Origin of the sequence: Peribacillus sp. ACCC06369, from assembly GCF_030348945.1 — a bacterium.
In the GTDB taxonomy this organism is placed as follows: domain Bacteria; phylum Bacillota; class Bacilli; order Bacillales; family DSM-1321; genus Peribacillus.
The window spans coordinates 1375762-1402071 of sequence record NZ_JAUCEN010000002.1 but is presented as its reverse complement, the minus strand read 5'-3'; the positions used below and the strand labels follow the sequence as shown (position 1 = coordinate 1402071).

Annotated in this window: 26 protein-coding genes, 2 pseudogenes and 2 riboswitches; of the genes and pseudogenes, 10 read left to right on the top strand and 18 right to left on the bottom strand. The window is 39.2% G+C overall.

What is annotated here, in order from left to right; genetic code table 11:
• Nucleotides 1-11 precede the first annotated feature (11 nt).
• Both QUF78_RS07710 and QUF78_RS07705 read right to left on the bottom strand, forming a co-directional pair.
• Complete coding sequence (locus QUF78_RS07710; RefSeq protein ID WP_289324208.1) at nucleotides 12-938, bottom strand: ABC transporter ATP-binding protein; 927 nt, start codon at nucleotides 936-938, stop codon at nucleotides 12-14.
• Nucleotides 916-1941 carry an ABC transporter ATP-binding protein gene (locus QUF78_RS07705; protein ID WP_289324207.1) on the bottom strand — a complete coding sequence of 342 codons (1026 nt, stop codon included), beginning with the start codon at nucleotides 1939-1941 and terminating at the stop codon, nucleotides 916-918. The genes QUF78_RS07710 and QUF78_RS07705 overlap by 23 nt, the downstream gene beginning before the upstream one ends.
• A gap of 494 nt (nucleotides 1942-2435) precedes the next feature.
• Here QUF78_RS07705 and QUF78_RS07700 point away from each other — a divergent pair, with 494 nt between their 5' ends.
• Nucleotides 2436-3071 (top strand): Bax inhibitor-1/YccA family protein, encoded by a 636-nt coding sequence (locus QUF78_RS07700; protein ID WP_289324206.1) that lies wholly within the window; start codon nucleotides 2436-2438, stop codon nucleotides 3069-3071.
• A gap of 174 nt (nucleotides 3072-3245) precedes the next feature.
• Here the strand turns inward: QUF78_RS07700 and QUF78_RS07695 are convergent.
• The 5 genes and pseudogenes from QUF78_RS07695 to QUF78_RS07675 all read right to left on the bottom strand — a co-directional run.
• Nucleotides 3246-3915: pseudogene (locus QUF78_RS07695) on the bottom strand (transposase); the annotation flags it as partial.
• A 526-nt stretch (nucleotides 3916-4441) separates the two neighbouring features.
• Entirely contained in the window at nucleotides 4442-4984 is a 543-nt protein-coding gene (locus tag QUF78_RS07690; RefSeq protein WP_289317369.1) for an acyl-CoA thioesterase, read from the bottom strand.
• A 130-nt stretch (nucleotides 4985-5114) separates the two neighbouring features.
• Complete coding sequence (locus QUF78_RS07685) at nucleotides 5115-5654, bottom strand: M15 family metallopeptidase (protein ID WP_370014291.1); 540 nt, start codon at nucleotides 5652-5654, stop codon at nucleotides 5115-5117.
• Nucleotides 5655-5729: 75 nt separating this feature from the next.
• Nucleotides 5730-6212 carry a DinB family protein gene (locus tag QUF78_RS07680; RefSeq protein ID WP_289324205.1) on the bottom strand — a complete coding sequence of 161 codons (483 nt, stop codon included), beginning with the start codon at nucleotides 6210-6212 and terminating at the stop codon, nucleotides 5730-5732.
• A 330-nt stretch (nucleotides 6213-6542) separates the two neighbouring features.
• Nucleotides 6543-7244, bottom strand: a complete 702-nt coding sequence (locus QUF78_RS07675; protein WP_289324204.1) for a DUF459 domain-containing protein — start codon at nucleotides 7242-7244, stop codon at nucleotides 6543-6545.
• A 215-nt stretch (nucleotides 7245-7459) separates the two neighbouring features.
• On the opposite strand from QUF78_RS07675, the gene QUF78_RS07670 reads away from it, so the two are divergent.
• On the top strand, nucleotides 7460-7966 hold the full coding sequence (locus QUF78_RS07670; RefSeq protein ID WP_289324203.1) for a GNAT family N-acetyltransferase: 507 nt from the start codon (nucleotides 7460-7462) through the stop codon (nucleotides 7964-7966).
• A gap of 73 nt (nucleotides 7967-8039) precedes the next feature.
• On the opposite strand, the gene QUF78_RS07665 is transcribed toward QUF78_RS07670, so the two are convergent.
• Complete coding sequence (locus QUF78_RS07665) at nucleotides 8040-8234, bottom strand: aspartyl-phosphate phosphatase Spo0E family protein (protein ID WP_289324202.1); 195 nt, start codon at nucleotides 8232-8234, stop codon at nucleotides 8040-8042.
• Nucleotides 8235-8494: 260 nt separating this feature from the next.
• Nucleotides 8495-8683 carry a Fur-regulated basic protein FbpA gene (locus QUF78_RS07660; RefSeq protein WP_034314291.1) on the bottom strand — a complete coding sequence of 63 codons (189 nt, stop codon included), beginning with the start codon at nucleotides 8681-8683 and terminating at the stop codon, nucleotides 8495-8497.
• A 177-nt stretch (nucleotides 8684-8860) separates the two neighbouring features.
• A riboswitch (SAM riboswitch) is annotated at nucleotides 8861-8965 on the bottom strand.
• 159 nt (nucleotides 8966-9124) lie between these two features.
• Nucleotides 9125-9229, top strand: a riboswitch (TPP riboswitch).
• A gap of 96 nt (nucleotides 9230-9325) precedes the next feature.
• Between QUF78_RS07660 and tenA the strand changes: the two genes are divergently transcribed.
• Genes tenA through thiE form a run of 5 tightly spaced genes read left to right on the top strand, consistent with a single transcriptional unit; the run spans nucleotide 9326 to nucleotide 12752 of the window.
• Entirely contained in the window at nucleotides 9326-10015 is a 690-nt protein-coding gene (gene tenA / locus QUF78_RS07655; protein ID WP_289324201.1) for a thiaminase II, read from the top strand.
• A 15-nt stretch (nucleotides 10016-10030) separates the two neighbouring features.
• Nucleotides 10031-10552: an energy coupling factor transporter S component ThiW gene (thiW, locus tag QUF78_RS07650; protein ID WP_289317375.1), complete on the top strand. Its 522-nt coding sequence runs from the start codon at nucleotides 10031-10033 to the stop codon at nucleotides 10550-10552.
• Nucleotides 10521-11327, top strand: a complete 807-nt coding sequence (thiD, locus tag QUF78_RS07645; RefSeq protein WP_289324200.1) for a bifunctional hydroxymethylpyrimidine kinase/phosphomethylpyrimidine kinase — start codon at nucleotides 10521-10523, stop codon at nucleotides 11325-11327. Before thiW ends, thiD begins: the two co-directional genes overlap by 32 nt.
• On the top strand, nucleotides 11324-12139 hold the full coding sequence (gene thiM, locus QUF78_RS07640) for a hydroxyethylthiazole kinase (protein ID WP_289324199.1): 816 nt from the start codon (nucleotides 11324-11326) through the stop codon (nucleotides 12137-12139). Before thiD ends, thiM begins: the two co-directional genes overlap by 4 nt.
• Complete coding sequence (gene thiE, locus QUF78_RS07635; protein WP_289324198.1) at nucleotides 12120-12752, top strand: thiamine phosphate synthase; 633 nt, start codon at nucleotides 12120-12122, stop codon at nucleotides 12750-12752. Before thiM ends, thiE begins: the two co-directional genes overlap by 20 nt.
• Before the next feature lie 38 nt (nucleotides 12753-12790).
• Here thiE and QUF78_RS07630 read toward each other — a convergent pair whose 3' ends face one another.
• Nucleotides 12791-13996 (bottom strand): MFS transporter, encoded by a 1206-nt coding sequence (locus QUF78_RS07630; protein WP_289324197.1) that lies wholly within the window; start codon nucleotides 13994-13996, stop codon nucleotides 12791-12793.
• A gap of 271 nt (nucleotides 13997-14267) precedes the next feature.
• Between QUF78_RS07630 and QUF78_RS07625 the strand changes: the two genes are divergently transcribed.
• Both QUF78_RS07625 and QUF78_RS07620 read left to right on the top strand, forming a co-directional pair.
• Nucleotides 14268-15755, top strand: a complete 1488-nt coding sequence (locus tag QUF78_RS07625) for an aldehyde dehydrogenase family protein (RefSeq protein WP_289317380.1) — start codon at nucleotides 14268-14270, stop codon at nucleotides 15753-15755.
• Nucleotides 15756-16132: 377 nt separating this feature from the next.
• A complete protein-coding gene (locus QUF78_RS07620) occupies nucleotides 16133-17365 on the top strand; it encodes an aminopeptidase (protein WP_289324196.1) in 1233 nt (410 codons plus the stop codon).
• Between the two features lie 93 nt (nucleotides 17366-17458).
• Here QUF78_RS07620 and QUF78_RS07615 read toward each other — a convergent pair.
• From QUF78_RS07615 to QUF78_RS07600, 4 genes and pseudogenes are all read right to left on the bottom strand, one after another.
• Nucleotides 17459-17651: pseudogene (locus tag QUF78_RS07615) on the bottom strand (tyrosine-type recombinase/integrase); the annotation flags it as partial.
• Between the two features lie 60 nt (nucleotides 17652-17711).
• Nucleotides 17712-17876, bottom strand: a complete 165-nt coding sequence (locus QUF78_RS07610; RefSeq protein WP_289324195.1) for a hypothetical protein — start codon at nucleotides 17874-17876, stop codon at nucleotides 17712-17714.
• Nucleotides 17877-18003: 127 nt separating this feature from the next.
• The gene (locus QUF78_RS07605; RefSeq protein WP_289324194.1) at nucleotides 18004-18762 is read right to left on the bottom strand and encodes a GntR family transcriptional regulator; all 759 of its coding nucleotides are present in this window, start codon (nucleotides 18760-18762) and stop codon (nucleotides 18004-18006) included.
• Between the two features lie 222 nt (nucleotides 18763-18984).
• Nucleotides 18985-20082 (bottom strand): tartrate dehydrogenase, encoded by a 1098-nt coding sequence (locus QUF78_RS07600; RefSeq protein WP_289324193.1) that lies wholly within the window; start codon nucleotides 20080-20082, stop codon nucleotides 18985-18987.
• An 822-nt stretch (nucleotides 20083-20904) separates the two neighbouring features.
• On the opposite strand from QUF78_RS07600, the gene QUF78_RS07595 reads away from it, so the two are divergent.
• Nucleotides 20905-22272, top strand: coding sequence for a citrate:proton symporter (locus QUF78_RS07595; RefSeq protein ID WP_289324192.1), 1368 nt, complete (start codon nucleotides 20905-20907; stop codon nucleotides 22270-22272).
• A 583-nt stretch (nucleotides 22273-22855) separates the two neighbouring features.
• Here the strand turns inward: QUF78_RS07595 and QUF78_RS07590 are convergent.
• From QUF78_RS07590 to QUF78_RS07575, 4 genes are all read right to left on the bottom strand, one after another.
• A complete protein-coding gene (locus tag QUF78_RS07590) occupies nucleotides 22856-23128 on the bottom strand; it encodes a hypothetical protein (RefSeq protein ID WP_289324191.1) in 273 nt (90 codons plus the stop codon).
• A 105-nt stretch (nucleotides 23129-23233) separates the two neighbouring features.
• Nucleotides 23234-23356 carry a hypothetical protein gene (locus QUF78_RS07585; protein ID WP_289324190.1) on the bottom strand — a complete coding sequence of 41 codons (123 nt, stop codon included), beginning with the start codon at nucleotides 23354-23356 and terminating at the stop codon, nucleotides 23234-23236.
• A gap of 60 nt (nucleotides 23357-23416) precedes the next feature.
• Nucleotides 23417-24571, bottom strand: a complete 1155-nt coding sequence (locus QUF78_RS07580; RefSeq protein WP_289324189.1) for a glycerate kinase — start codon at nucleotides 24569-24571, stop codon at nucleotides 23417-23419.
• Nucleotides 24572-24684: 113 nt separating this feature from the next.
• Nucleotides 24685-25770, bottom strand: a complete 1086-nt coding sequence (locus QUF78_RS07575) for a CdaR family transcriptional regulator (RefSeq protein WP_289324188.1) — start codon at nucleotides 25768-25770, stop codon at nucleotides 24685-24687.
• Nucleotides 25771-26310: the final 540 nt, after the last annotated feature.

Below are 26310 nucleotides of genomic sequence, written 5' to 3'. Positions count from 1 at the left end.
TTTCCACCTCCTTATTGTAATGCGACTCTATGCGTCGGTGAGATCGGCTTCAAATCGTAAGCACGTCCATTCTCATCGAAATATCTTGAGTAGGTTGACTCATATTCTGAGGTGAGTTTTTTTCTTAGCTGCACTTTATCCTCGCGAACTTCCGGCTCTAAATCTGGAATGGCAGCAATCAGGCGTTTCGTGTATATATGTTGGGGATTTTCATAGATTTCCTCACTTTTACCTTCCTCTACCAATCTACCGCGATACATAACGCCCATCCGGTCACACATATGCCGGATTACACCTAAATCATGCCCGACAAATAAATAAGTCAAATTGAATTCCTGTTGGAGATCCTGAAGGAAATTCAATACCTGAGCCTGAACGGAAACATCCAGGGCTGATACCGGTTCATCGGCAATGATCAGTTTAGGTTTCAATGTCAAAGATCTGGCAATCCCAATCCGTTGGCGCTGCCCACCTGAAAATTCATGTGGATACTTGTGGATTGATTCCGGACTGAGTCCGACTTTGTCCAAGAAGTCCTGAACGATTTTCTTTTCCTCTGCAGGGGATAACCGTTCGAAATTCCTCAGCGGTTCGGCAATGATGTCCAGTACCCTCTTCTTGGGATTCAATGATGAATACGGGTCTTGGAAAATCATTTGGATATCTTTTCTGAATGGTTTAATCTCTTTTCTACTTAAAGATGCTAAATCCCTGCCTTCAAACAGGATTTGTCCGGAAGTCACATCATTCAGCTTGACAACTGCCTTGCCTGTCGTGGACTTACCGCTTCCGGATTCCCCGACCAAACCATATGTTTCCCCTTGCTGCAACTCAAAGGAAACACCGTCCACGGCCCTTACGTGATCGACCACCCTTCGGAAAAAACCGCCCCTAATTGGAAAATGCACTTTTAAATTATCTACTTTGAGTAATGTCATGGGTCGATGCATCTCCTTCAGCTTGAAAATAAAATTCTTTATAGCAGGTACACCTTACAAAATGATCGTTGCCCACATCGTGAAGTCGGGGCGACTCTTCATGTGCATGTTTTGGTATCCAAGGAATCCTATCTTGGAAACGACATCCTATCCTATCCATTTTCGCAATTGATGGAACGATTCCCTCAATAACATGCAAACGGTTTTTCTCGTTTGCAGCCGAAGGAATCGAATTTAATAACGACCTCGTATATGGATGCAGCGGATTGTTGAATATCGTTTTGACGCTTCCCGTTTCCACCACCTGACCTGCATACATGACAACGATCCTATCAGTAACCTCTGCTACGACGCTCAGATCATGTGTAATTAAGATGATTCCCATTTTTGTCCTGCCTTGGATATCTTTCAGCAGATCAAGTATTTGCGCTTGAATCGTAACATCCAGTGCCGTGGTGGGTTCATCGGCAATGACCAGTGCAGGGTTACAAGCAATGGCAATCGATATCATCGCCCTTTGCCGCATTCCACCCGAGAGCTCATGCGGATATTGCTTGTACGTCCGTTCAGGATAAGGAATTCCTACTTGTGTCAAAAGTTCGATCGTCCTGTTCTTTTTTTCCTCACTGGAAAGTTCAGTATGGTAATCAAGATTCTCCTCGATCTGTTTTCCTATGGTCATGAGCGGGTTCAACGCCGTTAGAGGTTCCTGGAATATCATACCCAATTCCTTACCCCGGACTTTATTCATTTGCATATCATTCAACTTTAGTAGATTTTTGCCTTTATAATTAATGTTTCCTTGGGATTTCGTTCTCTGCTTATTATGTAATTGCATGATAGATAAAGCCAATGCACTCTTTCCACAACCTGATTCTCCAACAACTGCTACAATTTCATTTTCATTCACCGTAAACGAAACATCATCCACTGCTGCATGATATTTGTTACCGATTCGAAATGAGGTAGTTAGGTTCTCTATTTGCAAAATAGCTTTCTTCATCCTTGCTCCCCCTAAACTATTTTTTCGGGAAAATAATTAATCTTCTGATAATTATTTAAAATTTTAATCAATTTTTTACAATTATACAATAGTTTTATTGCAAAATAATCACATTTATTTCATATTTTATAACTTTAGGAATAATTTTCTGCAATAAAAAATCATTTCCTTTATAACTGTTATACAGTAAAGTTTTGAAGTCCTATTAATTGCATAGAACCAATATTTTTTTATTTATTATTTCGAAATAACTATTTTTATAGATCATACCTCTAAATTTAACTTGTCTTTGTACGTATCGCAGAATGATTCTGGTTAGTAATATTTTAATATTTCAGAAAAATTAGTCTATTTTTAAGAATATCATAAAAAATGTAATTATTTCATATATATTTCAATACTTTCAAAAAAACACCTAATTTTTATCAAATGCAATGAAACCTTTTTAAAACAGATTCGTAGAAAATGGTAGAAAAAAATGATGAGGTGATTGAATGTATTCACAAACTGTACAAACATATTTGCCATCCGTCATGCGGACGTTCGCTTTATCTCTTGCTGTTTCCGTTATAGGGATGGCTCTCGGCACTTTTGTTCCGCCATTCTTGTTCATTCCCTTAGCGATACTTGAGTTTGCCATGTTGATTGGAGCTTTCATCATGCGGAAGAAAAAAGCTATCGGTTACACATTCTTGTATAGTTTCACATTTATTTCAGGAATTACGACCTATCCGATCATTGCACACTACCTTGCCGCTGCAGGGGCAAATGTGGTGATCTTAGCCGGTGTGACGACGACAGTTGTATTTGGAGGACTGGCGATTTATGCTTCAACCACCAAAAGGGACCTTTCTTTCTTGGGAGGAATGTTATTTGCGGCCTTGCTTGCTTTAGTGGCCATTAGCATTTTCAACATTTTTTCTCCATTAAGTTCTACAGCCATGCTGGTCTTTTCATTTATTGGGATTTTAGTTTTCAGTGGTTATATTTTATATGATTTCAATCGAATGAAGCATTACGGGGTTACAGCGGAAGAAGTACCGCTAATGGCCTTGAATCTGTATCTAGATTTCATTAACCTTTTCATTAACATCTTACGTTTCTTTGGTATATTGGCAAGCGATGACTAAAAAGCGCGTATGATCAAACCAACAAGGTATCTTAAGAAATGACGCTTGGACTGATCCGAGCGTCTCAGTTTGTAAACAAAAAGGTTTCGGAATGGTCTCATTCCAAAACCTTTTTTGATTTTTTATTGGATTTGAAGCAGTTATAGAGAATTGTGACCTCTCCTAGGTCATTATTCAGGACATTTCTGACCCTCGCCAAGTCCAGTTGGCCATCTTCTTTACATTCTCATGGCAAAGTAAGCATCGCCTGCACCGACAATTTTTAAATCCCCCTTTAAGTAGTCCAACGCATAACGTGCCTTTCTTTTGCCTTTACGTTTCGCATAAATATGTTTTCCTTACCATTCTTGCAAAATATGGCGTGTGACCACTTTCTAGTGGTCTTTAATTTCTGTACACTCTGATAAAAATGAACAATTCGCACAAATGGATTGGATGATTTGTACTCACAATAGCCCTCTTGTTGTGTACTTTAAAATCTCGTCCGATGAGCAGAGATAACAATAAAATGTTTGTCGTACACATAGTCATGTTTATGGAAGAACCCTTCTTTTGTTCGAGGACGTGTATAGGATAAGGCTGGTGTTTTGTAAGCTGCATCTGCGGCAACAGCTTCTGGTTTTCAACTCTCTCAATAAGCTCTAAGATATGACTAACATGCATATTTCCGGATGTTACTCTCGTCCTGCAACACAAATCCATTGCGGTTTGCTGCCGCATGGAACGAATAGGCAAACTGTTTTGTTCGTTCAACTTTCACATAGTGGCCACTCTCAGGATCAGTTGAACTTTCTTTAATCACCTTGGTTTATTCCTTGATAAATTTAACTGGTGGAAAAGGCTCATAACTGGATCAATACTTGGGCGTCCTACCTCTGAATACATATCATTCACCAAGTCATACATTCGATGGCACCAGTTGATCTAAAGTAATCATTTCAAGTTGATCTCGCTGAATAGAATCATGTTTATTAAGTCTCCTTAAGACCTAGAGTTTTAATCCTTCTATTTTAAAACAAAAAAGACTGTAGGCAAAAAGAGTTCTATCTTTCTGTTAAAACAAAGTTGGTTGGAACGGAATGTTCGAGGCTCCTGCGGGGAAAGCAAGTGCCTGGAGAGGAAATCACATGTTACAAACTCAATTATTATCGAATTTGTCTACAGTCTGAGGCGCTTGGACTTATTCAAGCGTCCAAGTGTCTTTTCACGTATTTGCCCATACACCGTTATTTCCTGTAAAAAGATAATTCAGGGATGTATTCAAAAATGGATGCTATTTTTCAGAACCATGCCATTGAATAAAAGACCAAATCACGAATTTGGTCTCAATGCTTCATTAATAAGTAAGAACTGCTTAAGGCTTTCGTATCTTATTTATATAATCCTGGATTTGATTGATCAGTCCATGGCAGTTTCACACCGAAGGTACTTGCAATGAATTGTGTATCTTCTCTTCTTTTTTTCCTTATTTGGGCCCGTTGTTTTGCCGATTCATTTAAATTCATTTCCATCTCTGTTTCAGGAACCAAACGCGGAACCGGTATTGGTTTACCTTCTTCATTAATGGCAACAAAGGTCAAAAATGAAATGACGCATAAATTCCGATCTCCTGTAACTAAATCCTCTGCAATCACCTTTACGATGATTTCCATTGATGTTCTGCCCGTATAGGTCACGAAGCTTTCCAGGCAAACTGCATTTCCTTCGTGAATAGGGTGCAGGAAATCGACAGAATCGGTTGATGCCGTAACGACGTTGCTTCGAGCATGACGCATGGCGGATATAGCCGCTACATCATCAATGTATGCCATTAATTTGCCTCCGAACATCGTACCAATGTTATTTGTATCCGGCGGGAGGACAAGGCTTGTTTTTATGACCAAAGAATCCCGGCAATGTTTTATTTCTTCCATGGTGACTGCACTCCTTTATGTCTGATTTCTCACTAGTCCACTTTATCGAATTATTACCTGTAAATCAATTCACATGCTTATTTTCCTGCTTTTAGTCAAAATTATTCGGTTAAAATAAAGCGCCCCACTCTCACTGCCCTTTTGGCTGCTTGCCTTGTTGCAGCTCACGCAGGCTCAAACCAAATGTCATTTGTAAATGAGGATAATCCTTAAACCCTGTCCAATCCCCGCCCCAATCAAAACCTAACCCTTTAGCGATGGTTACGACTTCCATCCAATCCGACTTTCCATTATCGTTGCCGTCATAACCCATATCCCAAATGGCCTCACCTTGTTTGTTTAGGAGGGCAAAATCTATCGCCAAACCGAAATTATGAAGAGACTCCCCACCTTTTGCATTCGTTACGATGTTCCCCGTGCTTAAACGGCCTTTTTCATAGAGTTCATTTTGCTCGGCTAAAGAACGGAACCCTGCCGTAATGATTACCGGGATGCCTTTGTCATTGGCCAATTGAATGAGCTCGTCTTTTTTGTCGGCGACGATCGGATTCAGCTCGTCTGTCAGTTTGATTTCATCTAAATCAGGCGGAAGCATATACTTGAACAAGAGCCCCAACAACAATCCGAAAAAGCCCAATATCAGACATGTCCTTACCCAAGTGGCTTTCACTGAAAAACCCTTCCTTTACTATAACTGTCTGAATGTCAAAAACTCAACCAAAGACGGATGAGTTTTTTTCTTCTATTATAACTTTGATTTCAATTCTTCTATTTGCATTAAATGCCGTTTTTCATGGAGTCCCACGAACGGGACCCATTGCTTCAAGCTTAATTCTTTAAACAAAGGGTGGGGAAAAGACTTTTGTTCCAGATCATTTTCTTTTGCATGATCAACGACTCTTATAAAAGCTTTGCGAGATTCGGACAACTTATCCTTAACCTCATTCAAAGTTTGAAATGATTCTGACGGAATGACAAATGGCGGGGCCTGAACCTTCACTTCACGATTTAATGTAAGCTCGATCGGTTTATTAACAGCCGGAGTGCTATCGTCGCTTTTCAATTTATCGGCAATACTCTTTGTTATGGCCCGTTCCATTAAATATAAATGATCCAACACCTGAATGATGCTCCATCGTCCTGCTTCAGGATGCGCGTTCAGCTGTTCATCCGATAGTCCGTTGACCGCATTTAAAAGTTCTTCCCTGATTTTTTCATTATCATTCATCCTTAGCATCTCCTCTTATAAGCCTGGCTAATCTCCTATAATTATTCCATGACCTATATGAATGTGTAAAATAATAATACTTTTTGACAGAAACGAACCAATTAAAAGTTGTCTATTTTTTGAACAGCTCTATGATAGTCATAAAGGTAAAATTCACCTAATATAAAGGACTATCAAAATTCATCAAGGGTATTCTAAATAGGAGTGATCGCCATCATTGGAGGATACTCCATTCAGCCACAAAAGCAGATACAAGCACCCCAGATCTTTGCAGTTCTCTTCCCAACTAAAGGCCATATCAAATTCCTAGCGACTTATGCATTTTTGCTTTCATTTGAAATCATAACTTTCCAGAACCCGATTCGTAATGAGTTGATACCCTTTTTCATTCGGATGTATCTTATCACTGAAATACTCTGTTTTCTTTTTATTTTCAAAAAGATCATTTGTAGGAATGAATACCATCCTATCATCCTTTTCCGCTATTCCCTTTATTGCTTGGTTATAATCTAGAATGTGTTTTTCAAGTTTTTCATTGTCTTTAATTGGGTTATATAGCCCTACTACCAGTATATCCGCTTTATCGTTTGCCTTTATCAGTGTTGATATAATCTTATCCAGATGGTTGATATACTCCCGTTTACCATCATCGATTTTTCGGTCACTTATTTTCTCCAAGTTCCCGCCGTTACTATTGATCAAGTCATTCGTTCCAATATAAACGATGAAAGTATCGGCTTTATCAAGTTTCGTTTTAATGCGGTAATCGTCAAGCTGCTTCATTACCCCATCCGTTTCCTGACCTTTTATACCGTAATTCCAAAAACTCACTTTTTGTTCCGATTCCGGATTATTCAATTCATCCTCCAGACCGTCTACATATCCTTCCCCGTCCTTATCCCCTTTTCCATAGGTTAACGAATCTCCAAAAGCCATCACCCTTTGTACATCTTTCGCTTCCGAGGCTTGAAACTTATATGCAGCGAAACAAATTATTAGTACAATAATTAATAAACCTGCTATTTTTTTCATTTGCTTCTCCTTTTGTCTATTTACTATGAAGTATTTAATCTTTTAAATACCCAAAAATCTGTAGTCCTAACATATAAAATGAATTGTCAGATAAAGAGCAAAGAGTGTATGATAGTATAAAACTTTCAATGGATTGGGTTTCATTCACCGTCCCTTAATAAAAAAGCGGCGATACCCTTTATTCTGGAGATAGAAAATAGATAGGAGTTTAAATCATGGAAGAGCACATAGAGTTTAGAGAGGCAGAACTATCGGACTTACCCAGGATCGTTGAAATATATAATTCGACAATTGCTTCAAGAATGGTCACGGCAGATACGGAACCTATATCCGTACAATCGAGGGTTAAATGGTTTGAGGAACATGATTCAGAAAGTCGACCGCTATTTATCATTACTATAGAAGGGGAAACTGCTGGATGGATGAGCTTTCAATCGTTCTATGGGAGGCCGGCCTATAATTCCACGGCTGAAATCAGCATTTATATTGATGATTATTTCCGGGGAAAAGGAATCGGACAAATTTCGATTCAAAAGGCAATTGAAGTGAGCCCAAAATTAGGGGTGAAGACTCTATTAGGTTTCATTTTTGCCCACAATGCCCCAAGCCTGAAGCTCTTTTCCAAATTCGGGTTTGAAAAATGGGCACATTTACCTCAAGTTGCCGAGCTGGATGGCATTGAACGGGATTTGATCATTCTTGGTAAACGTGTCGATATTTAAATATATTTATTTAAAAGCTATTGCCTTGTGTAGTAGCTTTTTTCTCTGATTAAAAGAGGACGAAATGGTGAATTTAAAAATACCTATATACTTTCTGGAGGGAAAAATATTCAGATTCTCTTTTATTTGTCAACGCATTTAACAGCGCATCCAATTCTTGACTTGCTTGAACAGTTAGAAGACTTGTAAAACCATAAATTGCTGCCAATTTGATCATTTCCTCTCTCTTTTCTTCTACTTTTTCTATAGTTACCTTCCGGCAAATCATATAAACACCTCCCAATATTTCAATATTTTTACACTTTCATCATAATGAAACTCGTAGTTAAAATCAACCATTTTACAGAAATTAAATGTGTTATTTCATAGGTTAAATGTGACAAAAAGCCTATTTTAGTCTCTAATTATGTATATTTTGTGACATCCACTATATAAACTTAAATAAAAAAAGCATCCACAAGTGTGATACATTGCGAATGCTTACTTCATATCCCTATCCCAAGAACCCAAAATATAGTCTATCGCTTACTATGTCATCCATTCCGAAGGAGACTCGTTATTAGGTCTATTTATAACAATCTTATATTCATCTTCAAGTACTTTTAACGGGGCATCATAAAGGTGCCTTTCATCAGAGGTTTTGTATACTCCATTGGCCAATAACTCTTCAATAAGCTTTGCCTTCCTCTGTTCAATCCTCTTAAATAATTCCGCCATGTAAATGGCTCCTTTCCTAGTCATCATAGAGCCTGCTTCTAGTTGAGCTAAACTGTATTAACTGGTTTGATTTTCACCAAATTATATATACCTTTTTTATTATGTCACTAAACGTTATTCCGCAAAAATAAAAGCCTCTTCTAATTCAAGAAGAGGCTGACAGTGTCCGTACGGCTCTTCTTATCTTCCAAGCATATGCTTGTTGGATTTAGCACAGTTCCCAAAATGGGTCTGCTGCCGAGGTTTCTTTGGGCCAAGTCCCTCCACCTCTCTGGATAAGAATTCAATATATAATTGATGTAGACATGATTTTATCTCAATAATCATCAAATGTCAATTACCTGGATCTCCCTTTTTTCCCGTGGCATAAAGGATTACCTCTTTCAAATACGGGTTGCATTTTCTTGTCTTTCTGATATGATGTCAGTAATTACATACAATTCGCACCACTAGGGGAGTCTTTTTTAAGACTGAGATGGAATTAGTTCCGGACCCTTTGAACCTGAACCGGCTCATACCGGCGGAGGGAAGTGGATGATATCGTCCATTTACAGACTTTATCCATCTACCCCGTTCCGTATTCAGGAGCGGGTTTTTTTTATTGGGTGTATACAGGGGGATCCATTTTAAGGAGGATGAACAATGGAGAATACTAAATTAGAAACATTCAGTGATAGACTTCATGGACGGGCAAAAGAGATTTGGAAAAGGAACCATTCACATCCCTTTGTCCAGGCAATTGGAAACGGCACACTTCCTGAAAAGAAATTTGCCTATTACCTGAAGCAGGACTATATCTATCTCATGGATTATTCCAAGCTCTTTGCTTTAGGTGTCATCAAAGCTCATAATATCGAAACCATGGCAAAGTTTGCGAGTATTTTAAATGAAACCCTTCAAGTTGAAATGGATATCCATCGGCATTATGCTGCGGAATTCGGAATCAGCTCCAAGGAATTGGAAGATACAGAACCCACACCAACCACTCTAGCCTATACGGGTTACATGCTAAATGCAGCTCAGCATGGCACTTTGGCAGACCTGATAGCCTGTCTCCTGCCATGTGCTTGGGATTATTATGAGATTGGTTTGCTATTGAAAGAACAAAATGGTGATGCATTGGAAAACAATCGCTACTCTGATTGGATAAGGTCATATTCATCTCCTGAATTCGGTGAAGCACACAAGTGGCTGATTGCTTTGTTGGAAGAATTAACAGAAGGCATGCCCGAAAAGGAACTTCTTAGATTAGAAAAGCACTTTTTGGTGACTTCCCGATATGAATATTTATTCTGGGATATGGTTCAAAATGAGCAGGATTGGCCACTGTAGGTCGTTGATATGATGATGAATCCAATCAAGAAATTGACATTGACCGCCATGATTACGGCTATAACGACTTTAACCAGTTCATTTATTTTCATCCCTGCCGGATTTGCGAAAGTCTTTCCTATTCAACATCTGGCAAATGTCCTGACAGCCGTATTATTGGGACCTGCTTATGCGGTAACACAAGCTTTTTTAGTTTCCATCATTAGAAACATGTCTGGTACCGGTTCAATTTTCGCCTTTCCTGGCAGCATGATCGGTGCACTTTTGGCTGCCGTCGTATATCGAAAAACACAAAGCTTAAAATTCGCTTGTTTAGGGGAAGTGATCGGGACCGGCATTTTCGGTTCCCTAGCCTGTTATCCACTTGCAATCCTCCTATTGGGAGAAAAAGCTGCTCTTTTTGGTTTTTTACCAGCTTTTATGCTTAGTTCATTCGCAGGTGCGATTTTAGCTTTCATATTACTTAAAATACTTCTAAAAAATAATTATATGAAGGGGTTTTTTTATGAAAACAGCATTAACCATCGCAGGCTCTGATTCAGGGGGCGGTGCTGGAATACAAGCGGATTTAAAAACATTTTCTGCACATGGGGTCTTTGGAATGTCAGCAATCACAGCCGTAACCGCACAAAATACAATGGAAGTGCGTTCAATTCAGGCCATCGATACAGCTATCATTTCTGATCAAATTGCAGCCATCTTTGAAGATATTCGTGTCAATGCAGTAAAAATAGGTATGCTTGGATCTAAAGAAATAGTGGAAACAGTTGCTGCGTCCCTTAAAACATTCTTACCTGACATCGTTATCCTTGATCCTGTCATGATTTCCAAAAGCGGCCACCATTTGCTGGACGAAAAAGCCGTCTCTGCCTTAAAAACGGAATTGCTTCCGCTTGCAACACTTGCAACCCCAAATGTACCAGAAGCGGAAGTTCTTACTGGCTTGTCGATTCGAACGAAACAAGATTTTTACAGGGCATGCATATCCATACAAGAACTGGGCCCTAAAGCCGTTTTACTTAAAGGGGGCCATGCAGCGGGAAATCCAAATGATCTCTTTTATGATGGGACTGACTTCCACTGGATAAAGGGAGAACGCATTCATACAAAAAACACACATGGTACAGGCTGTACCCTGTCATCCGCCATTACATCCAACCTGGCAAATGGACTGACATTGCTGGAGTCGATCGAACAGGCCAAGACCTATATTTCTGAAGCCATTCGTAATAGCTTTTCAATCGGTAAGGGTCATGGACCTGTCCATCATTTTCATTCATTTTCAAAAAAAGAACGGAGTGAATTAATATGAAGGTTTCTGCAGCCGATTTATTCGTGAAGGTAAGAGAAAGAAAACCACTCGTTCACCAAATCACCAACTTTGTTACGGTTAACGACTGTGCAAATGCCACCCTTGCCATCGGTGGTTCGCCTGTTATGACATCGAGCCCAAGAGAAGTGGCGGATATGGTCAAATTAGCCGATGCATTGGTCCTTAATTTCGGTACGATTGATGATAAAGCCTTGGAAGCAATGGAGATTGCCGGTAAGACGGCAAATGCCCTGGATATCCCGGTCATTTTGGACCCGGTGGGAGTAGGTGCCACCGCCTATCGGACAGAGCAAGTCACAGAACTCCTACGTAAGGTTAATTTCCAAATCATTCGCGGAAATGCGAGTGAGATCCATCGATTGATGGGTGGGGATATCGTTACACGGGGGGTGGATTCGGGGGAACTTGCTATTAGCAATGCTGAGCTGGCTGCACAAGCGGCAAATAAATTGAATAGTGTCGTCGTAGTCAGCGGAGCGAAGGATGCTGTTAGTGATGGAAAACATACGTCCATAATCGACAACGGGAACCTCCTTTTAACAAATGTTACAGGTACCGGATGCATGGCCACTGCTCTTATCGGTACCTTTTCCGGAGTCACGGACGATTTCTATGCTGCTGCAGTTGCCGGTATCTCTACCATGAGCATTTCAGGGGAACTGGCTGCTGCAAAACTTCAAGAAGATGAAGGAACAGGCACGTTTCGTGTGAGATTAATCGATGCCATATCAAGAATGAATAAGGAAACCTGGATGCATGAGGTGAAAATAAATGAAGAAATCCAAAATTGATTTAAGTTTATACTTAGTTACGGAAGAGTCCATAGCAATAGAAGTTTTGACCAAAATCATTACAGAATCGGTTTCAGGAGGAGTCTCGATCGTACAACTTAGAGAAAAAAACAATTCCTCCCTTTCCTTTTATAAAAAAGCTTCTGCATTAAAACAGTTATTGAACGAGCTATCCATTCCCCTTATCATTAACGACCGGGTAGATATAGCACTTGCTGTTGCAGCTGACGGAATTCATATTGGGCAAGATGACCTTCCACTGCCTGTCATCAAACAAATGGTTCCTGACGATATGATTATCGGGGTATCAGTCTCCACTCTTGAAGAAGCAATCGAAGCCGAACGAAATGGAGCAGATTATATCGGAGTCGGTTCCGTTTTCCCTACGAAGACCAAACAAGATGCAACGCTAATGGCAATTGAAGATCTGGAGGAAATTTGCCGCAGCGTTTCGATTCCAGCCGTTGCCATCGGGGGTATAACTGCCGATAACATATCCTCTCTTTCTGATAGCGGGCTATCCGGTACGGCAGTCGTTTCAGCCATCATGAATGCTGATAGTCCGAAGACTGCCTCCGAATTCCTCTTAAAAATAATAAAAGAATTTAAATGACGAAATGAGGGGACTGAATTCAGTCCCCTCCCTTTTGTTTATGTCAAAACGGTATTCTTAGTTTCCTTCCCAAAAGCTACAGCAACGGCCCCCACTAGAATAGCAATTGTAAATATGGTGAAAATCGTTGAAATCGGAGTATCGGCAGCAACTAAATACCCTACAAGCAATGGACCCAGGACACCGCCAATCCTGCCGATGCCAGCAGCTAAACCAGCACCTGTGCCACGAACTGCAGTTGGATACTGCTCAGGTGTATACGCATAAAGCGCACCCCATGCCCCTAGGTTGAAGAAAGATAGGAACATTCCAGAAACTATCAGTGGTGCCAACCCCTCTGCCGATCCAAAGAAAAAGGCACTGATGGCCGTTCCGATTAAGTATGTGATCAAAACGAATTTACGTCCCATCTTCTCTATCAGCCATGCAGCTGAAAAATAGCCTGGAAGCTGTGCAAGCGTCATGATCAAAACATATTCAAAACTTTGAATCATACTGAATCCTTTTAGGACCATCACACTTGGCAGCCATAAAAACATCCCATAATAAGAAAAGACCACGGAAAACCACAGAATCCATAGCACAAGGGTCTGGCGGGAGTATTCCTTTTTCCAGACACTTTTCATATTGCTTAATACAGATGGTCTCTGCTTTTTTTCAAGCTCCGTATACTTCGGTGAATCCGGCAGTTTCAAGCGCAGATACAGTGCATATAAAGCGGGAACGGCGCTCAATAACAATGCAACCCGCCAACCATAAGCAGGAATGATGAAATAGGAAATGAGTGCTGCCAATATCCAGCCAACCGCCCAAAAACTTTCAAGAAGAACGACCACCCTTCCCCTTTTACTAGCTTCAACACTTTCAGAGACCAATGTCGAGGCAACAGGAAGTTCTCCTCCGAGTCCCATTCCAATCAAAAATCGCAATATCAAGAACAAGCTGAGTGTACTGACTGCTGCAGACACGCCACTTGCAATTGAAAACAATAATAAAGTAATGATAAAGACATTCTTCCGTCCGACCTTGTCAGCCATTGCACCAAAGAAAACGGCTCCAACAGCCATCCCTATAGAGTTTATGCTCCCAATCCAGCCAACCTGTTCACTGGTTAAGTTCCATTCTTGTTTCAAAGCAACAATAATGAAAGAAAGCATACCGACATCAAGTGCATCGAACATCCATCCAAGACCTGCAACACCAAGTAATCTACGCTGCGATATCGTTTTCGCATTATTTCCCATATATTCCTCCTGATGAACTTTAGACCTTCTAGTTATTTTATCCTTATTCATTTTAACTATTAACTTTCATTTTTGCTATAGTAATTACACATGTCATGACAAAAAAACACTTCATTTTTAAAATGATAAAGAAATCTTGGATATTCTGTCGAATGTTATAGATTGAATATTCCCTTTTTTTCACTTATCATAAAAATTGGCATAAATCATAGCGTTATCAATAAGTCATCATGTTTTGCCCAAGTTAATCATTTTATTCAGGAGGGTAATTATGACAAATCTAACGTTAGAAGTAAGTGGAAAGCTACAAAAATTTTTAACAGGACCAAAAAAGCTCTATATTAATGGTCAGTTTGTGGAAAGTGCTTCAAAAAAAACCTTCTCCACTCCTAATCCTGCTACAGGACAAAAACTTGCCGATGTTTATGAAGCTGATAAAGAAGATATCGACTTAGCCGTCAAAGCTGCACGCAAAGCATTCGATGAAGGTCCTTGGTCAAGGATGAGCGCGGCTGCACGCAGTAGGCTTATGTATAAACTTGCCGATTTAATGGAAGAAAATAAAACTGAACTTGCTCAATTGGAAACGTTGGATAATGGAAAACCAATCAGTGAAACTACCAATGCCGACATTCCTTTAGCTATAGAACATATGAGATATTTTGCTGGCTGGTCCACCAAGATTGTTGGACAGACCATTCCGGTAAGCGGAAATTACTTTAACTACACAAAACATGAGGCTGTTGGTGTTGTCGGCCAAATCATCCCATGGAACTTTCCGCTTCTTATGGCAATGTGGAAACTGGGAGCGGCACTTGCTACAGGTTGTACGGTCATATTAAAGCCTGCTGAGCAAACACCGCTTTCCGCGCTTTACCTGGCTGAATTATTGGCTGAAGCCGGTTTCCCTGATGGGGTCGTCAATATCGTTCCCGGTTTTGGTGAAACCGCTGGACAAGCACTTGTCGACCATCCTCAAGTAAATAAAATTGCATTTACAGGTTCGACCGAAGTTGGAAAATTGATCATGCGCTCCGCTTCATATTCATTGAAACGGGTCACATTGGAACTTGGAGGGAAATCGCCAAACATCATCCTACCTGATGCAGATTTCTCAAAAGCCATCCCTGGAGCTTTGAATGGGGTCATGTTTAACCAAGGGCAGGTATGCTGTGCCGGTTCAAGGGTTTATATTCAAAAGAAACATTATGATAATGTTGTTGCAGATATGGCCAGCCATGCAAAAAACATAAAACAAGGGGCAGGATTAGATCCAAGTACACAAATTGGACCGCTTGTTTCCCAGGAGCAGCAAAATCGGGTAATGGGCTATATTGAAAAAGGGAAAAACGAGGGTGCGGAAGTTCTTGTCGGCGGAAATAAACCGGGTGAACAAGGTTACTTTGTTTCTCCTACTATATTCGCTGGTGTCGAAGAGGATATGACGATAGCTAAAGAAGAGATTTTCGGGCCGGTTATTGCGGCAATGCCTTTCGAGGATTTAGATGATGTCATCAACCGTGCAAATGCCAGTGAATATGGATTGGCAGCCGGCTTATGGACAAGCGATATAGCCAATGCCCATTATGTTGCAGGAAAACTCCGTGCCGGAACAGTGTGGGTGAACTGTTATAACGCGTTCGACGCAGCTTCCCCATTCGGCGGCTACAAACAATCCGGAATCGGACGTGAAATGGGATCTTATGCACTTGACAACTATTCAGAAGTAAAAAGCGTCTGGATCAATTTGGGTAAGTGATTTTTGACTATTAAGAAAGAGGGTCTCAAAGAGGCCCTCTTTCTTTCAGTACATTGATTCACTGAAGCGAATTATTAAATTATTCAAACCTTTTAATAATCTTTCCTTCTTTAGTTTTGGTAAAATGCAAGATAGACAAAATAGCTGCTGGAGCTTGAGCTGACTTATGTGTGCACACGAGTGTGATTGTGATTGTTGGTGTTGATGCTAAAGCGGATGAATCAAAACCGATGCAGATTGAATTCAGCTGCTTCCCGGTTGAACTCCTTATTGAATTTACTATAAAGTTTTTCCACACAACGATGTAAAAAGTTTCTTTTTTATAGAACAATAAGTACAATTATGAATGTAGAAAATGGAAAAGGAGTTTTGAAATGATGAGTGATTTTCAATCGAATTTAGAAAAATATGCAGAACTTGCCGTTAAAGTCGGCGTTAATATCCAACAAGATCAAACCCTGGTCGTTAATACTACATTAGAGGGCGCTGACCTTGTCCGTCTCATTGTAAAGAAAGCATATGAGAACGGTGCGCGTAATGTCATCGTTAATTGGAATGACGATATCATTTCACGTACCAAATATGAACTGGCTCCAGATGAGGTGTTCCACGAATATCCAAAGTGGCGTGCAGAAGAAACGATCGAACTTGCAGAAAACGGAGCTGCCTATCTATCCGTCATCTCCTCAAGCCCTGACTTATTGAAAGGTGTAAAACCTGAAAGGATAGCCAACTTCCAAAAGGCATCCGGAACTGCATTGAAGAAGTGGCGTCAGTATATGCAATCCGATAAAGTAAGCTGGTCCATAGTCGCCGTCCCTTCAAAGGCTTGGGCTGATAAAGTATTCCCTGAAGAGGCAGAAGGAAAACGCGTTGATATGCTATGGGAAGCCATTTTCAAGGCAGTTCGTGTTGATGTTAAGGACCCTGTGGAGGCCTGGAAAAAACACGATGATACCCTGCATGAAAAGGTTGATTATTTAAATGATAAGCATTACCAAAAATTGCATTACACGGCTCCTGGAACCGACTTGACAATCGAGTTGCCTGACAAGCACCTTTGGGTCGGAGCAGGAAGCGTTAACGTACAGGGTCATGAATTCATGGCTAACATGCCAACTGAAGAAGTATTTACTGTTCCATTGAAAACAGGTGTTAACGGTACGGTTTCCAGTACGAAACCCCTTAGTTATGGCGGCAACATCATTAATAATTTTTCAGTGACCTTTAAGGAAGGACGAATCATTGAAGTAAAAGCTGAAGAAGGGGAAGAAATTCTAAAACAATTGGTGGAAACGGATGAAGGATCACACTATCTTGGTGAAGTTGCACTTGTTCCATTCAACTCACCGATTTCCCAATCGAATGTTTTATTCTTCAATACATTATTCGATGAAAATGCGTCAAACCATCTTGCAATCGGCAGCTCCTATGCTTTCTGTATTGAAGGCGGAAAAAACATGAGTCCAGAAGAGCTTGAAGAAAATGGATTGAATGAAAGCCTTACACATGTCGATTTCATGATTGGATCCGAGAAAATGAACATCGATGGCATCAAACAGGACGGCACTTCAGAACCTGTCTTCCGTAATGGGGATTGGGCTTTTTAATTAAAGCTTTGATCTAGAGGGGTTTTGAAGGTCTAAAACCTTGAGGGATCACAGAATTGGTCACATATCTTTAACTTTAAACAATTTATCAAGTTAATAAGCCACGTGTTCCTGCATACTAGGAAGCACGTGGCTATACTTGTCTAGGGGAAATTTGAATGGATGTATGTCCAACCCTCTCCGAAAAGACCTTTACATTCACATTTTGTTTGATTAGCATCGTGACATGTGTATGTCTTTAATCATGAAAAAAGATTGTAGGTAATCCTAGCTTTATTGCGAAATTGTCTGCGACACCTGTATTCCTGTTAGTAACTCAGCTGCTTCCAGCCCGGAGAGAAGAGAACTATTTGGTCATTTCAGCTTCATGAAAGGCACAGAGTTTGCTATCTTCAAATCTTCTTTCAGGTCGATCAAAAAAAGTCCCTCCAAATAATAAATTTCCAGCGACAACCTTGCTCTGAATATATACCTTTAAAATACATGCTTCGTTCATATATTGTTCACTCATTTTACTTGTAGTTCATTGAGGAAATTCATTGGCAGATTCAAAAATGTAAACAGTAGGATTCCTTCGAGGTTGTTGAGGTGGAGTAAGTGAGTGAAACTAGAAAGTAAAATTCCTTACCCAAAATGAGCTAATCAGTTTGGGTAATCTTTTCAACCGCTGTAAGGATTTCATTACGTGCTCGGTTTCGATGTGATTGCATTAAAACACCTGCAGCATTACTGTCTTTAGCCTTCATACATGCAATAATTGCTTTATGTTCCACTATGGAGTGAAAAGGAAAAGGCCTGTGATTAATCGTAAATAATCGCGCTCTATATAATTGATCTGAGTGGCTATCTATTACCGTCCTAAGACGTTTATTATTTGCGTAGTCAATAATTGATTGATGAAATTGATCATCTAGAATTGCCCATTTTTTTAAATTCTTTTGCTCAAGTGCTTCTTCCTGCTGCTTAATCAATGATTCCAGTTGATTTATCTCTCCCTCTCCCACCTTTACAGTAGCAAGGCTTACGGCAAGTCCATCAAGTTTTTCAACTATTTCATAGATTTGTTTAAGATCCTCTTTTTCGATGGGCTCAACTATGAATCCTCGTCTCGGAATAAGGCGAACCATGCCCTCCGTCTCCAAACGCACGAGAGCTTCCCTTACAGGAGTACGGCTCATTTGTAATGCTTCAGCCATCTCCCGCTCTAGTATCGTTTTCCCGGGAGGAAGAACTAAATCACGGATAGCTAGTCGGACAATATGATATGCCCTCAGTGGTAAACGATATTCATCGAAACCTTCGAGATTATCAATAAAGAACAAAACATCTTTCTCCAAACTTGTTTCGTTTAGAGAAAAAAACTTTTCATTATCATTTTTAGTATTATTTTTCTTCATCTTCATCACCTAATCCATTCTTCATTTATATAGTCATTATTTTAGTAATAAATCCTATACCTAACATGTACCATTTTACGCATCTATAAAGAAAAAAGGTATACATTTTAGTTTGCAAACCAAATAGAACAATTACTTGCTTATAATTATTTCAAATGATAAAAATCCTCTTACAAAAGAAAAAAAGACTGGGGTGTTTTCGGAACCCCCCAGCCCTCTATTTCATATTTCTGCTTTAACTTTGGACAGATTTTCTATAATGGCATCCGTTATTTCGTCTGTATTATACGTTCCACCAAGGTCACGAGTAAGAATTCCCTGACGTGTCGTTTCTGCAATTGCTTTATTGATGAGTACTGCTTCTTCTTTTAGCCCTAAATGATCTAACATTAGTGCAGCGCTTCCAATTGCTCCAATTGGATTGGAGATTCCTTGGCCAGCAATATCAGGTGCCGATCCATGAACGGATTCGAACATACTTGGTGTACGCCCTTCGGGATTGATGTTTGCGCTGGCAGCTAATCCCAAGCTTCCTGCAAGAGCACTACCTAAATCAGAAAGAATGTCTGCGAATAAATTAGAAGCGACTACAACTTCTAGTTCTTCAGGTTTCAATACAAATCGTGCGGCGGCGGCATCAACAAGCCATTGATCCGTCTCTACATCCGGATAATCTTTACTTACGCTAGCAAATACTTCATCCCAAAGTACCATTCCATACTGCTGCGCGTTACTTTTCGTGATGCTTGTTACTTTCTTCTTTTTACGTGTCCGTGCAAGATCAAAGGCATAACGGATAATACGTTCGCAGCCGTGATCTGTAAATAAAGCGGATTGCACAGCTACTTCTTTTCCAGGTCCACGTCCGGAGAAATTGCGACCGCCGATACCTGAATATTCACCCTCAGAGTTTTCTCGAATCAATACCCAGTTTAGAGAATCAACATCCGGGTGATTAAGTCTTCTTGGGACACCAGGAAGAAATTCGATAGGGCGAATATTGGCCCATTGATCAAACCCCTGACAGATCGCTAAGCGCAAGCCCCATAAGCTAACATGGTCTGGCACTCCAGGAAATCCAACAGCTCCAAAATAAATTGCATCATAATCTCTTAGTTTTTCTACTCCGTCTTCATCCATCATTTTCCCGTTTTCTAAATAGTATTCACAGCCCCATGGGAAGAAATCGCTTTCAAATTCGAACTTACCGTTAGAATCTTTCGCTAAATGGTTAATTACTCGAAGACCAGCCTCAACTACTTCCGTACCAATTCCATCACCTGGAATAACTGCTAAACGAATTTTTTTTGTTTCACTCATTAAAATATCCTCCTCCACTAACCCTGCCTATTCAAGCGGTTTAGTTTAATGTGAATCTTATAGTCATTATGTTAGATAACGTATACGTTATTGTCAATGGTTTTTTATTAAATTCGAATGTTCTTTTAGTTTTTTCTATACACACACAAGGAAAAATTAGAATATAGCCGAATTTAACCTAAATTCCTTTTATCAAAGAACGTTCCCCTTTGTCCAAACCACCTCGCATTTTTAGATAAAACAAAGTATTCAGAAATTTATTGACACTAATGTATACATTAATGTACAATCCAATAAGGTTAACTTACTTTTTTCATTTTTCACCATCACAGGAAAAAGAAGGGGGAATTTTTGAATGCGCTTTCAGACATGGAGTTTTAAACCTCATAGTTTCTAATAACGTCTTGGTTTTTTCCAGCTCACCACTTATCGAAGCGATAATTTTGTATGCGTTTCCAGTCATAGGGTCATTAAAAAGTAGGATTCTAAAAGTTCTACTTAGGTTGTAAATAGGTTGTAAATGATACTACCCATTAACGTTATAAGGAGGCGTATAAAGTAAAGTTACTTAAAAATTTAATAGTCCAAGAAAGTTGAGTAAACAATTTTTAGTGAACGAAAAGAAAAGCTTATGAAGAAATCAGTAAACAAGCTAGTTTCATCAAGTAAATGAATAAGAGCCTAGAACCTCATTAAAAGTTGGTCCTTCTGAGGTTCCGAATGAAAGATTAATATATCCATAGCTTAACAATGTAGTAATACGCTTAACTATTTAAAGTTTCAAATAATTTTATTTCATAATTTTTACGGGAGGTGGTTTGTATGCTAACATTCCTAGCATTATTAATGATCATTGTATTCATTGTACTTCTCTCAAAAAATAAATTATCTGTATTCGGGGCATTAACAATTGTTCCATTTGCTTTTGGAGCAATTGCTACCTTTGTAACGGGCTCTTCCTTTTTGGATCTCTTTGAATGGATTAAAGAAGGTATTTTATTTAGTGTTAATGAAGAAACAGGGAAGGTTTTCATCGGAGTTATTTCACCTGCAATTGTTATCTTATTTGCGGTGTTGTATTTTGGTGTAATGCTTAATGTCGGCTTGTTTGACCCTTTATGCGAATTCTTTATTAAAAAGGCTAAAGGTGACCCACTGAAAGTTACTATGGCAACAGTTTTAACTGCGACAGTAGTTACTATGAATGGTGATACTACTACAACTATTATTATTTGTGTTGCTGCTTTCCTTCAACTTTATAAACAAATGAATATTAAGCTAATTTATTTAGCTGTAATTATCGTTACCCCAATTGGAATTTTCAATCAGTTACCATGGGGAGGTCCAACAATTGCAGCGAGCACAGCAATGGGTGTAAGTATTAGCGAATTGTTCGCAAATTTATTGCCAGGAATGCTAGTTGCTGAAGTATATGCAATTTTCATGGCTTATTTTATCGGAATAAAAGAACGAAAGCGCTTAAACTTTGATCCTAAAACTGCTAAAGATATTTCTCCTGATCAAATGGAAAGCATGTTAAACGCTATTCGTCTAAAAGACCCTGAATTAAAGAGACCTAAACTCTATGCTTTTAATTTGATTTTAACCCTCGCTATTTTAGTTATGCTTGTGTTGGATGTTGCACATGGCGGTGTTTTATTTGGTATAGGTGCAGCAATTGCCCTTACAGTAAACTTTAAGTCTGCAAAACTTGTTAATGAACGAATGGATGACTTAGCAGCAGATGCTTTAGCACCAGCTTTGGCAACTTTGGCTGCTGGGGTTTTCTCTGGCGTTTTAACAGGTAGTGGGATGTCAACTGCTTTAGCAACATCCATTACAGCTATTATCCCAGAATCATTAGGCTCACATATGGCACCAATCTACGCGTTAATTGCAGCACCTGCAATTACATTTTTACCGCAAGATGCTTTCTACTTTGGGATTGCCGGGGTTATGTCAGATGTCATGGGACAATATGGAATTTCCGCTAACGAAGCGGCTGTAGCTTCCATGGTGGGACAGGCATTCCGTTTAATTTCCCCAGTTATCCCAGCTCTATATATGTTAGTTAGTTCTACGGAGACAAACTTTGTGAATTTTCAAAAAACATATGTAATTTATGCTTGGCCAATTATATTTATATACCTAGCTGTTTATATATTAACTGGGTCATTACCAATTTTCTAAAGGATAAAAGCGATATCATGAAGTTTAACTATCAATTATGCTAAGTCAGAATATTATATAGAAATTTCCTATCAAATGAAAAAGGTAGATGAAAGTATTGTCAATTATTGCTTCTTTATTTAAAAGAAAAACTATAGAGATTGAAGCTAAACCAATTGAAACAGAAGGTTCTTTTAGAGGGAACAGTCTGCAGAGCCAGGTAGAATTCAATTGTAAGGGTTAGACAACTGCATTGTGACTGTTTTTTCTTAAACATTCACCTCTTTGTTTATAAAACAAGCCTCATCGAATATTTTTACCATCGATGAGGCACAAAGTAATATAAATTTCTTCAATTGAAAGAATATCTTGTATTATCTTAATTGGCTTGTTGTCATCATTATCCCCTGAAATTAGTTTAATTTCATCACTAGGATTAATCGCCGCACCCACAACCCCGATGATACTTTTAGCTGATAGTGATTTTTTAAAAAAATAATCATGATTTCACTGTTGAAGGACGTTCCTAATTCCACAAACTAAACTGCGATTCTTACCTGAATCCCTTTCTTGAGACAAACAACAATCTTTTTTTCTAACATTATTAACACCTTCCCTTTTCATGAATAATTCTTGTATCCACAATATCCGCTAATATCCAATGTTTATTCAAGTTTTTATAATAAACATAAAAATTTTTATTTCTAAGTTGCATATTTTTTACGATTATAGCCGCTTCTCTTCGACTAACGGCAAAAGTATCTATGAGCTTTCCATAACGGCGACATCTAAGAGCACCTATAATGCCCCTTCTCTTATCAACAACGCTGCAGACATCAGCCCATTCGTTATCATACTTCGATACCTCTCTTGACACTTGAACAATAAGATCAGCTAAAGAAACAGCCTAAGTAGGAACATGTAAAGCGGTTCCCCGGGAGAATGATGGATCAAATTTATACAAACAGGATGTTCTGGTATTTCAATGAATGACTAACCCCGCTTTCAGTAAATCGTCCATTGTCAAATATTTTACCTCACTGCGCTTTTGATCTAAATACTGAAGAAGCTGTGCACGGTACTCCTGACTTTTTTCCCGATTCAACATCGCAAAAAAACAGCAAAGCATTCATTTAATGATCATCCTCTTGCCAATGTTTACCTGTTACGTTTTCACGCCTGTTCGAACTGCTTGAAGTAGCCGGAATAATTGATTTGTCGTTGATCGTAAATTGCTGAACGTTACTTTTGGATCCATCGCTTCTTCCAGTGTCATTGGCGTATTCACAATAGAAAAATAGGAAGTGACACCAAGTTTGTTTAATGCTGCTGTCTCTTCAGTGATTCCACCTGCGAGCGCAAGGACGGGAATCCCATGCTTTTTGGCAAGCTGTGCTACTCCAAGGGGTGCCTTTCCCATAGATGTTTGTCCGTCTAACTTTCCCTCACCTGTAATGACAAAATCGATACCTTGCATACTCTTTTCCATTTCAATAATCTCCAACACTAGTTCGATTCCAGACTGGAGATGGGCATGTAAGAAACCTGAAAAAGCAGCGCCTAATCCCCCGGCAGCTCCGGCCCCCTCAATCTGGTTGATGTCTATACCCAGCTTATCAAGGACGAATTCTGCAAAGTGTTTAAGCCCTTTATCTAGTTGTCCCACCATTTCAGGCGTTGCTCCTTTTTGAGGCCCAAAAATGTACGCAGCGCCATCCGGCCCGTAAAGAGGGTTTTTTACATCACAAGCAACCCTGAATGTGCACTCTTTCAATTTTGTATTCACATGGCCCAGATCCATTTTCCAAATATCCGTGAGCGCTTGACCGTCTACTCCTACTTTCTCATTGTTCATGTTATAGAAACGAAAGCCCAATGCTTGCAGCATGCCAATCCCTGCATCGTTTGTAGCGCTTCCACCAAGCCCAATGACAAACTCACGACATCCTTTTTCTATGGCATCAGAAATGAGTTCCCCAACGCCATATGTGGTTGTAAAGAATGGATTACGTTGGTTGTAAGGAACAAGAGGTAAACCACAAGCTGCAGCTACTTCAATAACAGCTGTCTTCTCATCACCCAAAATTCCATAGATTGCCTCTACTTTTTCTTTTAAAGGCCCTATTACTTCTTTTTTGACTAGTTTCCCATTGGTTGCCTGTACCAAGGTCTCCACTGTTCCTTCTCCACCATCCGCTAAAGGAAGTGTTACGATCTGCGCTTCAGGATAGATATCTCTTATACCTAAAGAAATAGCTTCGCTGCCTTTAATAGAAGAAATACTTCCTTTAAATGAATCAATGGCAATTAAAACTTTCATCATTAGCACCTCCGTCATCTACATTGATTATAGGTGAGTATTTAGGTAAAGGTAATAGTCTAGGTAACAAAGAAATAATAATTATTTTGTTTTATATAACAAAAAACCTCAAACTAAAGAGTTTGAAGTAAAAGAGCAAGATAAATTTTAACAGAATCATGGTAATCCCTTGGATTTGCCGCTGTTTTTTGAGCGATTTTATCAAGACGATACTGCAAGGTATTTTTATGGATAAATAATTCTTCAGCTGTCTTCTTCAGCGAAAGGTTATTATTGTAATAAGTATGTAAGAGATTTATTTCCGCTTCTGAAAGTTCACCGATGAGTTTCGCTGCATAGTCTTTTCTTATATGGAAATCAATGTTTTCCATAATCATTTCTAAATCCAGCTTTGCATATTCGCATACCGTTACTTTTTTTGAAAGAGCATATTTTAATGCAAGTTTTGCATGCGTATAGGACTTTGCGAGTTCCTCTAAATAACCGATACTGCCTATCCCGATCGAATAGCTTACATTCATAGAGCGGAAATACGAATTGAAGATTTGTAGTATTGATTTATACTGTGATGCGTTAATTATTAAGGCGTATTGGTTTGGAAATAAGTAAGTAAAAAGTTTAATTCCCTGTTCTAATAATATCCCATTCATTTTAACAGGAAGTGATGAGGCATTATTCAAACCTGGCAAATGAATAATAGCGACAAACGCTCTCTCTTCTAACTCATATTGGAGCTGCTGCAAGTGTTCATTCATGAATGTATTCTCTTTTTCATTTTCAAAAATGAGCATGCGAACAATAGATGAGCGCAATTCGTCTAAAGAATGAATGACGCTTTTTATCATTTGTTCCTTTATCAATACTTCTGTAATTTTGGTCAGTAAAAACCCCAAGGACTTACATTCTTCCGGATCTCCGGATATCCCGATAACACCCAGCATTATTTGATCGATCATGACCGGATAATTAATGCCTTTTCTTGCACCCTTAAACGCCTCATTCGCAGTAACTTCTACAACACTTCCTTTTTTCTGCACTTGCAGGGCGGCAGCATGAAAAGAGCCGACTCGATCTGGGTCTGTACTGGCCACAACTTTCCCATCTAAATGTATTAAGTTTATATCTTTTCCAATGACTTCTTTTGCTGCATCCACGATCATTTGAGCTAAAGAAGGACTAATCTGAAAATTTTCTTTCATCCTTATCTATTCCTTTTATAATGGATTGGACTGTTTCTTTTTCATTTTATCACCAGAAGATGGATAATTGCTCAAATGTATATATTTTGTTTAACAGTATTTTATCACCTCCTTTTTCAAATCCCCTCGCCGTTGAACCAGCATGCTTTTATAACTGGCTTTTATAGTTGACTCTCCGCTTATGATTACCTGCGAGATAATAATAAGCCCCTATTGCTTTGAAGACCTTCTGTAGCTATAAATAATGAGTTGGCATCAATGGGTGCACTCGAAGAAGTTGTTGAGTCTCAGATCCTCCAGAAGTTGATTTACGATGTTTCACTTGCCTTTATAATCGGTGTCTTAAAGCCAAAGGCATCCTTGTCCCACCATCAGGTCTTTTTTCACTGACTTTTACATTGTAACCAAAGCCTGAAGTAAACCTGATACTGTTCTTGCATTTCCAATGATCTAGTTTATCATAATGTGAAGAATACACTGTTCAGAGCAAAAGACACATGACCTCAAAGAAAGAATTTACGCTAATAGGAACCTTTTCAG